Raw genomic sequence first — 14,965 nt, forward strand, 5'->3', positions numbered from 1 at the left:
TCGAAAGACCGGCGGCAAATCCAGGAGGAACCCATGACTACGTCCGTTGGCACCACCGGTGCCGATTCCCTTGTTGGCTCGGCGGCCGACGATATCCTGTCGGGTCTCGACGGCAACGATACCTTTGTCATCACGGCGACCAGCGGCACGATCTATGTCGACGACGTCGAAGGGGCGGATACGATCAACGCGTCCGGTGCTTCCGGCGCCGTAACGGTCAACCTTGCGCCCGGCGGCGCTACCTCGCAGATCAATGGGGCCTCCGTCTCCCTGTCGCGTCCGGCCTCGGGGTCCAAGACCGACGTTTTCCTGCTTGAGGATCTGTCGGGTTCCTTCAGCGACGACCTGTCGACGGTGGCCACGCTGTTGCCGACGCTGGAAAGCGCGGTCGTCGCCACCGGCGCCGACGTCGCCTACGGTCTCGGCACCTTCGTCGACAAGCCGGTCTATCCTTTCGGCGGCGGCGATGACTACAGCTACCGCACCGAGCTGGCGATGACCAACGCCGCCACCTTGAAGAGCACCATCGAAGGACTGAGCGTCCTCTGGGGCGGCGACCTTCCGGAATCGCAGATCGAAGCGCTGTTCCAGGTGGCCAAGCGCGCCGTCACCAATCCGGCCGAGATCGGCTTTCGCGAGGGCGCGCTGCGCACCGTCGTGCTGAGCACCGACGCAACGTTCCACATCGCCGGCGACGGCATGGGCGCCGGCCTGGCCGCCGCCAACAACGGCGACGCCGTGGTCGACGGCGGCGAGGACTATCCGACGGTCGCCCAACTGCGCACCGCCCTTGAGGCGGCCAACATCGTGCCGATCTTCGCCGTCACCGACGACGCCATGTCGTCCTATCAGACGCTGGTCAGCGACCTGGGCCGCGGCGTCGTCGTCGAACTGGAGGGCGACAGCTCCAACCTCACCACCGCCATCCTCAGCGGTCTGACGGCGGCGCGCACCTCGCTGATCGAGAACGCCATCGGCGGCACGGGTGGTGACACCCTGACCGGCAACGGCCTGGTCAACTCGCTCACCGGCGGCGCTGGCGACGACACCCTGGAGAACGGCCCGTCGCTGGTCGGCGGCAATGGCGACGACTTCTTCGACGGCGGCGCCGGCATCGATACGGCGGTGTTCAACGGCAACCAGAACGAGTATGTCGTCAGCCGCGTCAACGCGACCACCGTCACCGTGCTCGACACCATGAGCGGCCGCGACGGCCTGGACACCGTGGTCAACGCCGAAACCCTGCGGTTCGCCGACACCACCCTGTCCATCGCCCCGTCCGCCCCGCCGCCGCCGGTGGTCACGCCGGAGGACAACGCCGGCGACACCGTGGCGACGGCCACCGACCTGGGCCTCCTGGAAACCAAGGGCGACAGCGCCCGCTCGACCGCCGAGTTCGTCGACAGCAAGGACGTCGACTACTACCGCTTCGCGGTGCAGACCCGCAGCAACCTGACCATCACCCTCGACGGCATGAGCGCCGACGCCGACGTGTCGCTGCGCAGCGCGCTCGACCGGGTGATCGCCAGCTCCGCCGTGCGCGGCGATGACGCCGAGCACATCAACCGCGTGCTGGCCGCCGGCACCTATTATCTGAAGATCGCCGGCTACAAGGGCGCCGCCACGCCGTACCAGCTCAGCCTGAACGCGGCGGCCTGGGACAGCGACTCCGCCGGCCCGATCGACATGGGCACCCTGACGGCGGCCGTTCAGTCGGTGACCGACCATGTCGGCGCCGGCGACACCGACACCTTCATCTTCAGCACCTATGCCACCGGCAACGTCGCCATCGGCCTGAAGGAGATGACGGCGGACGCCGACGTGGCGCTCTACAACGTCAAGGCCGACGGCACCAAGGGCACGCTGATCCGGCGGTCGAACAGCGCCGGCACGGCGGCCGACACCGTCAAGCAGAACAGCCTGAAAGCCGGCACCTACATGGTGGAAGTGGCGCCGGATCGCGGTGCCGACACCGACTACACCCTGACCTTGCAGACCACCGTCCGCGACGGCGCCGGCAACACCAAGGAGGCCGCCAAGAACCTCGGCAACCTGAGCACCAAGGCGTTCACCGAGAACGAGGCGGTCGGCAACAGCGACCAGTTCGACTTCTACAAGTTCAGCACCAAGAACCGTTCAACCGTCAACGTCGGCCTGTCCAACATGATCGGCGACGCCGACGTGGTCCTCCTGGACTCCACGGGCAGCGAGATCGCCACCTCGGTGGCCACCGGCGCCGCCGGCGAAGGGCTGACCGAGCTGCTGGGCGCCGGTACCTACTTCCTCAAGGTCGCCGACCGCGGCCTCGACACCAGCTACACCCTGAACCTGGCCTCGGTGCCGACCGACACGGTGGGCGATACCCTCGGCAAGGCCAAGGACATGGGCACGCTGCGTACCGGCGCCACCCTGTCCTCGCCGGCCTCCGAGATCGTCGTCGGTGACGACATCGACATCTACAAGTTCGCCGTGGCGACCAACGGCAGCGAGCTGACCTTCGTCATGACCGGCATGACGGCCGACGCCGATCTGGCGCTGCTGGACGGCAAGGGCACGGTGATCCAGGCGTCCAGCGCCAACGGCACCGCCGAGGAACGCTTCACCTACGAGGCGAACCGCGGCACCTACTACCTGCAGGTGTCGGGCAACGGCGGCGCCCAGACCGGCTACCGCGCGACGGTCAGCGCGGCGGCGCTCGACAGCGCCGGCGAAACCATCGAGACGGCGACGGCTCTCGGCACGCTGCTGCCGCGCACTGTCGAATTCAACGACACCCTGAGCCGCACCGATGTCGACATCTACAAGTTCGTCGTCGGCTCCGAAGCCGACGTGACCGCCACCCTGGGCGACACCACCACGGACACGCGGTCGACCTACGCCTTCCTGGATGCCAGCGGCGAGGTCATCGAGTCGTCGAACTTCAGCTCCCGGACCATGACCAGCCACATGTCGCCGGGCACCTACTACATGAAGCTCACCGGCAACCTTGGCGAATCGTCCTACGCCATGACGCTGAACGCCCTGCCGTCCGACAACGCCGGCGATACCCAGGAGGAGGCCGCCTCCCTCGGCAATCTGCGCCGTGCCTCGTCGGAGCTGTCGACGCAGGACTTCGTCGGCACCGCCACCACCTCGGCCCGCGACGCGGACGACTGGTATCGGGTGGGGATCGACTCGGAGACGCCGCTCGACTTCACGGTCAGCCTGAGCGAGCTCAGCGCCCGTGCCAGCATTGACGTTTCGCTGGTCGAAGTGGACGGCAGCATCCTGACCACCCGGCGTCTTGGCGCCACCGGTGGCACGGTCGCCGAGGAGGATCTGGGCGCGGGCCTCTACTACATCCATGTGCAGTCCCGTGGCGCCGACACCAACTACGCCTTGACGGTGACGGGCGGCGGCACCGCTTCGGCCGCCCGCTCCCGTCCGTCGTTCACCGACACGGCAAGCCTGTCGATGCCGCTCAGCAGCGGTCTCGCCTCGGCGCTGTCGGGGATGGAGCCGCGGACGTCCTGGCAGGGCATTCTGGCCGCCTGATCCAGGCGTCCGCCCGAACAGGTCGGATGGAAGACGGCAGCGGCCGACGCCGCTGCCGTTTCCTTATGCCGCTCTGCTTCGGGGTCTTGGCTTCGCCACGTATGCGACAAGTTGTCGCTTTTTTGTCACTTAGCGGCGCCTTTTGAGGCCGGATCGGGTCGTTATCCGGCTAAGGCCCTGTTTCGCAAGGGTTAGTTCTCAAGTTCGAGGGTGGTCCTACAGCATTCCTCGTTCATCACTTTCAGAGCGAAAAAGCATAAAATCGTCGCCAAAGGCTCTCCCCCTTCAGCCAACGGATGTCCCATGCCCGGTACCACCGACAACAGCCGCGACACAGCCCAGAACGTCGGGACTCTCGGAAGTACGGACTTGTACTTCTGGGATTACGTCGGCAGTGACGACACCGAAGATTATTATAGCTTCACCACTACCGGCGAGAGCAACTTTCGGTTGAATTTGGATGGGTTGAGCGCCGACGCCGACGTCAAGCTGTTCGACAGTTCGGGCTATACCGCGCTGGGCAACAGCAGTGCCGGCGGTTCGACGTCCGAGGCGATCAACCTGTCCAACCTGTCGGCCGGCTCCTACTATGTGTGGGTCTATTCCTACGGCGGCTACAACAGCACCTCCTATCAGTTGCGGATGTCGGCCACGCCGACGGCGGTGCCGGACACCGTCGGCGACACGACCGCGACGGCGCGCGACTTCGGCGCGCTGACCGCCGCCGGCCAGCTCTTCAACGAGAACGTCGGGGGAAGCGACGGCAACGACTATTACCGCTTCACCATCGCCGGCCCGTCCACCTTCAGCCTGAGCCTCACCGGGCTGAGCGCCGACGCCGACGTCCAGCTGGTCAACGAGTACGGCTCCGCCCTCACCGGCAGCAACGGGACCGGATCGGCCGCCGAGGCGATCAACTGGAGCGGCCTGACGGCCGGCGCGTATTACGTGCGGGTCTATTCCACCAGTTCCACCAACACGCCCTATTCGCTGCAGATGTCGGCCGTGCCTACCGGGCCGGTGGATTCGGCGGGCAACTCGACCTGGGCCGCCCGCGACATCGGCGCGCTGACCAGCGCGGGGGGGAGCTTCAACGACGCCGTCGGATCGGACGACACCAACGACTACTACCGCTTCACCACCTCGGAGGTGACCAACTTCCAGTTGTCGATGACCGGGTTGAGCGCCGACGCGGACGTCAAGCTTCTCGACAGCTCGGGCTTCACCTCGCTGGGCAGCAGCAGCGCCAGCGGTTCGGCGCCCGAGGCGATCAGCCTGTCCAGCCTGCCGGCCGGCACCTACTACGTGCGCGTCTACCCCTACGGCGGCACCACCACCGACTACACCCTGACGCTGTCGGCCACCTCGACCGGGCCGGCGCCTGGAACGGATGCGGTCGGCAACACGATGGCGACGGCCAGCAATCTCGGCATACTGGCCACCGGCGGACAGAGCGCCTTCGACAGCATCGGCGCGGCCGATGCCGACGACTATTACCAGTTCACCACCAACACCGCGGGTGATCTCAGCCTCAGCCTGACCGGGATGACCGGCAACGGCGACGTCGAGTTGTTCGACAGCTTCGGCGCCTCCGTTTCCTACAGCAGCTCATACGGTTCGGCTTCCGAGTCCCTGTCCGTGAGCGATCTCGCGGCGGGCGTCTACTACGTGCGGGTCTATTCCTACGACTACGCCAGCACGCCGTATTCACTGTCGCTGTCGCTGGCCGAACCGCCGCCGGCCGACACCGTCGGCAACACCATGACCGCCGCGTCCTCCCTCACCTGGGCGGGGGCGACGGCGCAGTCGACCTCCGAGCACATCGGCGGGACGGATACCCACGACCACTACCGTCTCGTCCTGACCGAGCCGGTGAACCTGACGGCCAGCCTGACCGGCCTGACCCAGGACGCCAACGTCCGCCTGCTGGGCGCGACCGGCCTGCCGGTCAGCGCGGCGGTCGGCGGTTCCAACACCGGCACGGCGGACGAAACCCTGATGGCCGCCGATCTGGCCGCCGGGACCTATTATCTGGACGTGGCCCCGGCCGTGAGCGGCGGAGCCGTCACCAGCTATACCCTGAGCTTCACCGCGCCGTCCGCCCTGCCGCCCGACAACGCCGGCAACACGCAGGCCGCCGCGCGGATGATCGAGGCCGGGGAAACCGAACAGACCTTCAGCGATCACATCGGCCGCGGTTCGGACAGCGACGATTACTACAAGTTCGTCACCACCGACGATACCAACCTCAGCGTCAACCTGAGCGGGCTCGGCACCAACGCCGACATCAAGCTGCTGGGCGCCACCGGCGCCGCGGTGACCGGAACCACGGGCGGCACCAGCACCGGCACCACCGCCGAGACGCTGACGCGCAGCGCGCTGCCGGCCGGCACCTACTACCTGCGCGTCCTGCCCGGCACCGGGGCGGCCTCCGCCGGCACCAACTACACGCTGGGCATCGCGACGCCGCTCTACATCCCGCCCGACCAGGCCGACAACTCGCTGACGCAAGCGCAGGACATCGAAGCGCTCGGGCCGGCGATCCGGCGGTTCAGCGACCACGTCGGCGGGGCCGACGCCCACGACCATTACCGCTTCACCCTGTCCCGCGCCGCCACCGTGACGCTGAGCCTGTCGGGGCTGCGGAACGAAGCCAACATCATCCTGTACTCGGCCACCTCGGGCAACCCGGTCACCGTGAGCACCGGCGGGACGGCCACCGGCACCGCCGACGAGACACAGGTCTACGACACCCTGGCCGCCGGCACCTACGTCGCCCAGGTCTACCCGGCCGACACCGTCGCCGGAACCCGCTATTCCCTGGGCATGAAGGCCGAGCCGGCGGTGGGCGCCGACCCCATCGGCAACACCAAGGAAACGGCGCAGACCTTCGGCACGCTGGCCAACACCAGCGATTCCTTCCGCGACGGCGATTCGCTGAGCGGGACCGACATCGACATGTACCGCTTCGTCGTGACCTCGAACTCGACGATCCGTCTCCAGGTCGACGAGATGACCTCGACCGTCGACATGGCTTTGCTGAACGCCACCAGCGACGAGCCCTTGCAGACCACGTCCAGCCGGACCCAGGCCACCTTGTCGCGCAACGTCGGCGCCGGTACCTACTACGTCAAGCTGTCGTCGCGCGGCGGGGTCGAGACGCCCTACGCGGTTTCGGTCAGCGCCGTGCCCACCGACCGCGTCGGCAACTCCGCGCCGATGGCCTCGTGGCTGGCCGATCCGCTCAACCTCAACGGGGTGGCGATCACCAGCAACGAGTTCGTCGGCGACGCCGACACTTCCGACTACTACCGCTTCTCGATCCGCTCGCGGGCCACGATCCGGCTCAACCTCTCCGGCATGGAGGGTGATGCCAACCTGAAGCTGTACAACGCGCTCGACCGGGTGGTCGCGACCTCCAACCAGAGCGGCTCGGCGGCCGAGTCCATCGAGCGCGTGCTGACCCCGGGCACCTACTACGCCCAGGTGATCGAGAACGCCTCGGACACCCAGTACACCCTCAACCTGACCGGCGAGGCCGACGACGCCGACCGTGCCACCGACGGCGCGATCACGGCGGCGACCAACATGGGCATCTTGAGTTCACGGGTGCTGACCGGCACCGATTGGGTCGGCACGGTGCGCGGCACCACCGACATCGACGTCTACAAGTTCTCGACCATCGCCAGCGGAAAGGCCTTCTTCGAACTCACCAACATGACCGGCGACGCCGATCTTGAGTTGCTGGATTCGACCGGGCGGACGCTCCGGCGCTCCAGCACCTCCGGCTCCACCCCCGACACCTTCAACTACGGCCTGGGCGCCGGGACCTACTACGTCCGGGTCCGGCCGGACGGCGGCGCCGAGACGTCCTATACCCTCAACCTGCGCTCGGCCTACGCCGACCTCGCCGGCAACACCTTCGCCACCCCCTACGACGTCGGCACCCTGACGGCGGCGGCGACCACCGTCCGCGAGAAGGTGGGCGACGACGACGCCACGGATTACTATCGCTTCACCGTGGACAGCCCGGCCTCCCTGGCGCTCAACCTGACGGGCATGACCGGCGATGCCGACCTTGCCATTTTGCGGGACAACTCGGCCCACACCGTCATCCGCCGGTCCAACGCCAACGGCAGCACCAACGAGTCCATCAACGTGACGCTGACGGAGGGCAGCTACTTCGTGCAGGTCTCCGACAGCGGCAGCGACACGCCGTACGCCCTGGGCCTGCGCGCCACCTACGCCGACGGGGCCGAAGGCACCACCGGCAGCGCCAAGTCGATGGGCATCCTGTCCAGCCGCGTGGTGACGGCCGAGGACTACATGAAGACCGGCGACACCGACGTGTTCTCGTTCCGGGTCAGCGCCGCCGGCACCGCCTCGATCGCCCTCAACGAGGTGAAGTTCGGCACCAGCATCAACGTCAGCCTGCTCGCCGCCGACGGCGACGTGATCAGCAACAACCGGGTCAACAGCCCCGGCACCGTGCTGACGCCGACGCTGGCGGTCGGGCAGTACTTCGTGAAGGTCACGCCGTCGCGGGGCGAGACGGCGTACGACCTGGTGATGTCCGCCGCCTCCACCACCGCGCGCATGGCCGACCGTCTGGCCAGCGTGAGCGTGCCGCCGCTGTCGGGCGGCGCGACGTCGAGCAGCTTCGGCGTCCTCGCCAGCCTGATTTAATACCAGGTTCAAAAAGTTCTGACCGGCGGTCAGAACTTTCTGAAACGCGTATAAACCGGGAACGCCGCCCCTTTCGATCAGGGCTGGCGCGTTGATCTGTCGAACCGTCCGAGGTCGTCGCGCACCCGCGCGACGACCCCCGGCCAGTCGCCCCAGGCGGTCTGGCGGTAAAGCCGCAGGCTCGGGTACCAGGGGCTGTCATCGCGCCCCAGGAGCCAGCGCCAGTCCGGCGCCACCGGCAGCAGCACCCAGGTCGGCACCCCCATGGCCCCGGCGAGGTGGGCAACGGCGGTATCGACGGTGATCACCAGATCGAGGGTGGCCAGCACCGCCGCCGTGTCGGCGAAGTCGGCCAATTCGGAACCGGCGTCCCACAACGCCATGCCCGGTGGCGGCAGGCGCGTCTGGTCCGCCGCCGGGCCTTTTTGCAACGACACGAACACCACCCCCGGCACGCGGCCCAGCGGCGCCAGAGCCGACAGCGTCAGCGAACGGTTGTGGTCGTTGGGGTGGGTGGGGCGCCCCGCCCACACCAGCCCGACCCGGCGGTCGCGGATGCGGTCCAGCCGTTGCCGCCATACCGCCCGCCGCGCCGGATCGGGTGTGAGGTAGGGGATTTCGGCCGGAATGCCGGCCAGCGTGGTGCCGAACAGCCGGGGCAGTTCCGGGATCGGGCAGACGGCGTCGACCTCGGGCGGGGGCGAACCCTCGACGACCACCCGCTCGACCCCGTCCAGGGTGGCGAGCAGGTCGGCCAGTTCCGGTTGCGCCTCGACGATGACCCGCGGCACCCGTTCGGCCACCCGCCGGGCGTAGCGGGCGAACTGGAGGGTGTCGCCGAAGCCCTGCTCGGCGTGGAGCAGGATCGTGCCGCCGGGCAGCGGCCGACCGTCCCACACCGGCCGGTCGAAGACGCGGCGGGGCGAAGTGAAGTCGGGCGCGCGGGTGCGCCAGGCGTATTCCGCGAAACCGCCGGCGAGATCGCCCGCCAACAGCCGGCAGAAGGCGCGGCCGTAGTGGTGGCGCGCATCGTCGGGGGCCAGCGCCACGGCGGTGTCGAACTGCCGCGCGGCCTCGTCGAGGCGGCCCAGTTCCATGAGGGAAATTCCCAGGTTGGCGGCGTGGGCGGCCTGTCGCGGGGCCAGCGCCCGCGCCTGGGCGAAGCAGTGGGCGGCGTGCGCCGGCTGCCCCAGGCGACGCTGGGCGGCACCCAGCGCCGACCAGGTATCGGGCCGCCGGGGAGCCTGTTTCACCGCGTGTTCCAGGGCGGCCACCGCCTCGGCCGGACGGTCCTGATCCACCAGCAGCGCGCCCAGTTCCAGCAACGGCGGCACCGGGTCGGCCGCCACCGCCGCCGCTTGGCGGAAGTACCGTTCCGCCCCGTCCGGCCGATCGAGATGGATCATCGCCCGGCCTTGGCCGGTCAGGGCCGTCGCGGCATCGGCCCCAAGACGCAGGGCCTCCTGGTAGCGCGGAACGGCGTCGGCCGCCCGCCCGCCGTCCAGCAGGGCGTTGGCGAGGTTGAGATGGAAGTCCGGCGTGCCGGGAGACACCGCGATAGCCCGCTCGATCAGGCGCGCCGCCTCGACGGCACGGCCGGTCTGGGCGTGGAGCACGCCCAGCAGGTGCAGCGCGTCGGCATGGCCCGGGTCCCGGTCGAGCAGCCGGCGGTACAGGGCCTCGGCCTCGGCGGGACGGCCATCGCGGTGATGGGCGAAAGCCAGGGCCAGCAGGTGTCCGGTAGCCACGCCTTCGTCGGAGGGGGGGCGGTGCTGTCGGCTCATGGCGCGTCCTGTCCCTTGGTCGAAGATGCCGTGCTCCCCAAGACCGGCATCAAGCCGGGTGGGTCCATGCGCAGCATCCGCCGGTATAGTCCGGCCAGACGGTCCGCCTGGATGGCCCAGTCGAAGCGCTCGAAGGCGGCGTGCCGGCCGTTGCGGGCGAGCGAGCGGTACAGCGCCGGATCGCCGTGCAGCCGCGCGACCGCGGCGGCGATGGCGGCCGGGTCCGTCGGATCGACCGTCAGGCCGACGCCTTCGACCAGCCGGCGCCAGACCGGAAAGTCCGAACACAGGAGCGGCAGGCCGGCGGCCATGTACTCGAACAGTTTGGTCAGCTCCTTTTCCCGGTAATGCGGGCTGTCGGGAAATAGCGCCAGCGCCGCCGTCCAGGGCTGGCGGTAGGTGTCGAGCATGCGTTCGAACGGCACATAGGCGTCGATTCCGTCGAAGGAAACCCGCTCCGGTCCTCCGGCCGCCCGGATGATCCGCTCCGCCAGCGCCGCCGGACAGCGTCCGGCGAAATGGAGATGGGCGTCGGGCAGGGCGGCCAGGGCGGCGGCGTGGAGCAGCGCCCCCCGGCCTTCGGTGACGTTGCCGGTGTAAAGCAGGCGCACGCCTCCGGCCGGCGCCTCCCGGCCGTCGAAGGCGGCATCGCGGAAGGCGTCCAGCCGGGGGTGGTTCAGCACCGGCACGCCCCGGGGAAAGCGCCGGGCGTAATAGGCTTCGGCGATAACGATGTCGAAGGCCGGGGCGGCCAGCCGCTCCAGCGCGCCGTACAGCCGCCCGGCCAGCCGGGCCACGGGCCTGGGCAGGTAGGGCGCCTGGGCGATGCCGGTGACGTAATCCTCGTGGACGTCATAGACCACCCGCCGCCCCCGGGCGCGCAGCAGCAGACCCCAGGGCACCAGTTCCGGGTCGTGCAGATGATAGATGTCGGCATCCAGCGCCAGCGCGCGGCGCCATACCCGGAAAGCGGTGCGGGTCATGCGGCCGAGCCGGCCGGCGGCGCCCGGCACGACGTGAATCCGAACGCCGTCGACCGTACCGCCCGGCCCGTTGGCCACCACCAGATGGACCTCCCAGCCGGCCTGGGCGAGCGATGCGCACTGCTTGAGCAAAATCCGGGGGTCCTTCCAGGAATGCACGCTGGACATATGCACGACCCGGAACGGCCTCACTCCGCCTCTCCCTCTTCCGCGCCGGGGCGACGCCCCGGAATCCAGGAAATCCATACACCTATTCGCGACGCCCGTCGCCCTTGCCAAGGCCGGAACCGCCTGCGATGAATGGGGCCCGCTCCCATCGCCTGTCGGCAAGGTTCCGGTGCGCATCATCTACCTTCACCAGTATTTCACCACCCCCGCCATGTCCGGCGGCACCCGGTCCTATGAGATGGCGCGCCGGCTGGTCCGGGCCGGGCATCGGGTGGACATGGTGACCTCGTGGCGTGCCGCCGGCGCGCCGCCGGGAGCCGGGGAGCGCCAGGCCGGCGGCTGGACCGAAACCGAGGTGGAGGGCATTCGCGTCCACTGGTTGCCGGTGCCCTATTCCAACCACATGCCGTTTCGCGCGCGCATCCAGGCGTTCTTCCGTTTCGCGTGGGCGGCGGCGCGCCAGGCGGCGGCCTTGGAGGCCGATCTTGTTTTCGCCACCAGCACGCCGCTGACCATCGCCCTGCCGGCCGTCTACGCCGCGCGCCGCCGACGGGTGCCGATGGTGCTGGAGGTCCGCGATCTGTGGCCGACGCTGCCCATCGCCGTGGGCGCGTTGCGCGATCCGTTGTCAATCGCCGCCGCCCGCTGGTTGGAGCGGTTTGCCTATCGCAACGCCGCGCGGGTGATCGCGCTGTCGCCCGGCATGCGCGACGGCGTCGCCCGTGCCGGCTATCCGGCCGACCGCATCGCCGTCGTCCCCAACAGTTGCGATCTCGACCTGTTCCGGGTGCCCGAGGAGCGGGGCCGGGCGTTCCTGGCCGAGCATCCCCATCTGGCCGGCGGGCCGCTGGTGCTCTATGCCGGCACGCTCGGGCTGATCAACGGCGTCCATTATCTGACGGAAATCGCGGCGGCCTTGCGCGATCTCGACCCTCGGGTGCGCTTCCTGATCATGGGCGACGGCGCCCAGCGCGATCGGGTGCGCGCGCGGGCCGAGGAGCTGGGCGTGCTCAACCGCAATCTGTGGATGATGCCGCCGCTGTCCAAGCGCGACATGCCGGCGGTGTTCTCCGCTGCCACCGTGGCGGCGTCCCTGTTCGTCGACATGCCGGCCATGTGGGCCAATTCGGCCAACAAGATGTTCGACGCGCTGGCCGCCGGCCGACCGCTCATGATCAATTACCGGGGCTGGCAGGCCGGGATGGTCGAGGAAACCGGCGCCGGCATCGTCGTGCCCGCCGCCGATGCCCCGGCGGCCGCCGCCCGGCTGCACGCCCTGCTGGGCGATCCCGAAGCCTTGACGCGGGCGGGCGCCGCCGCCGCCCGGCTGGCCGAAACCCGCTTCGATCGCGACCGGCTGGCCGGCGATCTGCGCCGCGTGCTGGAAGACGTGGCGGCCGGAGCGGCATGAGCACAGGCATGCCCCGCCCCCCACCGCTCCGAAAGCGGGCCAGGGCTTTCCAGGAAGCATGGTGGACCGGCCAAATTGCCCTCCCCGCATCAAAATCATGGTGCTATAGCTCTCGGCTGGTGGGCGCCGGCTGAAGGATTCCGCGCGCGGGCAAGCAGGGTGTTTGAGTATGGCAAGTGAAGTCCGGCTTCTTCCGGTGCATAGGCTTCCGGGACACGCGCGAAAGAAGTCCGGGAGCCGGGGCTGGCGGCGCTTCATCACCAAACGCAAAGCAAGAATTCTTGCCCGCAACGTCTGTGTGGAGTTGATCCTGTTCGGTCTGGTGATTCCGGCCGACCGGATCATGCGGCGGCTTCCCGGCGTGCCGTGGCACCTGCATCCCCGCCTGGAGCGCGCCAGTCAGCGCGTGTTGAAAAGCAGCCTGATCGTCGAGGGCACCGCCCGCGCCTCCCGCTACACCCGGCGGGCCGTCAGCCATGGCTGGCAAGATGCCGTCAACAGCATCTTGAAGTTGATCCTTGCCTCCTGGGGCAGCCGCCAGGACGTTTTGTTCGACACCGCCCTGTGGCACCGGGTCCAGGCTTTTTCCAGGCGCGGGGTGGAGCGGATCGTCATCGACAACTTCGGCACGGCCCAAGTGCGGCGCAAGATCGAAATCGACGGCATCGAGACCACCGAAGCCTGGGTGAAGGACCAACTGCGCACCCGGCCCGAGTTGGCCCGTTCCTATCGGTCGACCTTCTTCTACGCCGGTTTTGAAACCTATCCGGCGGTTGTCCTGCCTTATGGCGAAGCGGCCAGCACCGAAAATTTCGACCCGGTTCTGATCCAGCATCTGATGAGCCTGTATTTCGCCCGGGGACAGATGCGCCGGGAACTGGAGTGCGCCCGCCAGCTCACCGAGGCGGGGTTCCGCGTGCGCCGGTTGCCCCGGCTGGCGGACGAGGTGCGGATTCTGGACGAAGGCGCAGCCCTGCCCCCCCGGCAGCCGGCCGCCTACACGCCGGACAATCCGCGCCGGGTCCTCTATTTGCTGCACAACGCCTTGCCCTATCATTCCGGCGGCTATGCCACCCGCGCCCACGGCCTGCTGACCGCGCTGGTCCGTCAGGGGTGGGACGTGATCGCGGTCGGCCGCCTGGGCTATCCGCATGATCGCGTCACGACCGATGCCGGCGTGCCGGCGGAGCGCGAGATCGACGGCGTGCGCTATCGCTATCTGATCGACCTGGACTACAACCTGCGCACGCTGACCCGCGGCGAATACCTGGATAAGTATGCCGAACGGCTGGTCGATCTGTGCCGCGAGTTGAAGCCGGCGGTGCTGCACGCCGCGTCGTTCCACTACAACGGCATCGCCGCCAACATCGCCGGGCGCACCCTGGGCCTCCCGACCATCTACGAAATCCGCGGCCTGGAAGACCTGACGCGCATGTCGCGCCAACCGGAGTGGGCCGGCTCCGATCAGTACCGCCTGATGCGGCGGCTGGAGGTCGACGCCTCGTGCGGCGCCGACGCGGTGATGACCATCACCGGCCGCCTGCGCGACTTGATGGTCGAGCGCGGGGTGCCGCGCGACAAGATCCAGCTTCTGCCCAACGGGGTCAATGCCGACCGTTTCCAGGGCCGCCCCCGCAATATCGAACTGGCCCGCCAGCTGGGGTTCGAAGGCAAGGTGGTGATCGGTTTCGTCGGTTCCATGGTGTTCTACGAAGGCCTGGACTACCTGATGCAGGCCATTGGCCAATTGCGCCGGCGTGGCCTGGATAACTTCGGTGTGCTGATGGTGGGCGACGGCGGGGCCGCGGCCGACGCCCGCGCCCTGGCCAGGGAGCTGGATCTGGGCGACATGGTCCGCTTTACCGGCCGGGTCCCCCACGCCCAGGTCGAGGACTATTACTCGGTGATCGACATCGCGCCGTTCCCGCGCAAGGGGCACCCGGTCTGCGAGGTCGTGTCGCCGCTCAAGCCGTTCGAGGCCATGGCCATGAGGAAGGCCGTCATCGTCTCCGACGTGGGGGCGCTGGCCGAGATCGTTGAACACGACGTCACCGGCCTGCAGCATCGCAAGGACGACGTGGGGGATCTGGCCGACGCCCTGGAGCGCTTGGTCCGGGACGCCGATTTGCGTCGGCGCCTGGGCGAGGCGGCCCGCGCCTGGGTGGAGCGGGAGCGGTCCTGGATGGCGCTGGCGGGCCGCTTGGGCACGCTTTATGAAACCCTGGCGTCTCAGGTCCGGCGGTAATGCGGGCGATGCTTGGTTGATACGGGCGGCGTTTGAACACTTCCATGATTTGCCGCCCGTATCCCCCTTCCGCGCATTGCTCCGCACTGTGCTGTCGGGTTTGAACCAAAGGCGGGTGATGGAAGCCATCACCCGCCTTTGGTATGACGCGTTG

General features: G+C 68.7%; 6 protein-coding genes. 4 read left to right on the forward strand and 2 right to left on the reverse strand.

The genetic code is table 11. From position 1 onward, the window contains the following. Positions 1-33 precede the first annotated feature (33 nt). Both VED21_RS03635 and VED21_RS03640 read left to right on the forward strand, forming a co-directional pair. Positions 34-3,534, forward strand: coding sequence for a pre-peptidase C-terminal domain-containing protein (locus VED21_RS03635; protein WP_324880945.1), 3,501 nt, complete (start codon positions 34-36; stop codon positions 3,532-3,534). 303 nt (positions 3,535-3,837) lie between these two features. Then, positions 3,838-8,220 (forward strand): PPC domain-containing protein, encoded by a 4,383-nt coding sequence (locus VED21_RS03640; protein WP_324880946.1) that lies wholly within the window; start codon positions 3,838-3,840, stop codon positions 8,218-8,220. Positions 8,221-8,297: 77 nt separating this feature from the next. Here the strand turns inward: VED21_RS03640 and VED21_RS03645 are convergent, their stop codons facing one another. Together VED21_RS03645 and VED21_RS03650 are read right to left on the reverse strand one after the other, a co-directional pair. Beyond that, the gene (locus VED21_RS03645; RefSeq protein WP_324880947.1) at positions 8,298-10,004 is read right to left on the reverse strand and encodes a tetratricopeptide repeat protein; all 1,707 of its coding nucleotides are present in this window, start codon (positions 10,002-10,004) and stop codon (positions 8,298-8,300) included. Further along, a complete protein-coding gene (locus tag VED21_RS03650) occupies positions 10,001-11,179 on the reverse strand; it encodes a glycosyltransferase (RefSeq protein WP_324880948.1) in 1,179 nt (392 codons plus the stop codon). Before VED21_RS03650 ends, VED21_RS03645 begins: the two co-directional genes overlap by 4 nt. A gap of 145 nt (positions 11,180-11,324) precedes the next feature. On the opposite strand from VED21_RS03650, the gene VED21_RS03655 reads away from it, so the two are divergent. Together VED21_RS03655 and VED21_RS03660 are read left to right on the forward strand one after the other, a co-directional pair. Further along, complete coding sequence (locus tag VED21_RS03655) at positions 11,325-12,566, forward strand: glycosyltransferase family 4 protein (RefSeq protein ID WP_324880949.1); 1,242 nt, start codon at positions 11,325-11,327, stop codon at positions 12,564-12,566. A gap of 169 nt (positions 12,567-12,735) precedes the next feature. Next, the gene (locus VED21_RS03660) at positions 12,736-14,811 is read left to right on the forward strand and encodes a glycosyltransferase family 4 protein (RefSeq protein WP_324880950.1); all 2,076 of its coding nucleotides are present in this window, start codon (positions 12,736-12,738) and stop codon (positions 14,809-14,811) included. Positions 14,812-14,965 lie beyond the last annotated feature (154 nt).

It is taken from the genome of Azospirillum sp. (assembly GCF_035627195.1).
Classification (GTDB): domain Bacteria; phylum Pseudomonadota; class Alphaproteobacteria; order Azospirillales; family Azospirillaceae; genus Azospirillum.